The sequence below is a fragment of the Pseudomonas sp. MD330_10 genome (assembly GCF_042610415.1).
GTDB lineage: Bacteria > Pseudomonadota > Gammaproteobacteria > Pseudomonadales > Pseudomonadaceae > Aquipseudomonas > Aquipseudomonas rhodesiae.
The window spans coordinates 1-231 of record NZ_JBHGZU010000194.1; the positions used below are offsets into that span (position 1 = coordinate 1).

A 231-nucleotide genomic window follows, 5' to 3' on the forward strand; every position below is an offset into this window, starting at 1 on the left:
ATTCGGGCGCGGGCGGCGGAAGGCTGGAGACGTCCACCTTCGGCACGCAAAGGCATGACAGTAGTTCTGCAGATCGGCATGTTGCCGGACGGTACGGTGACTTCGGTCAGCGTAGCCATGTCCAGTGGTGACGGTTCGTTCGACTGTTCGGCGGTTGCCGCGGTCAAGAACATTGGCGGGTTGACCGTGATGCAGGGAATGAAACCAAGCGACTTCGCTCCCTATCGTTCA

At 59.7% G+C, this 231-nt stretch carries 1 protein-coding gene; it reads left to right on the forward strand.

From position 1 onward, the window contains the following. A partial coding sequence (locus tag ACFZPT_RS27170) for a cell envelope integrity protein TolA (protein ID WP_379559197.1) occupies positions 1-231 on the forward strand: 231 nt, incomplete at both ends.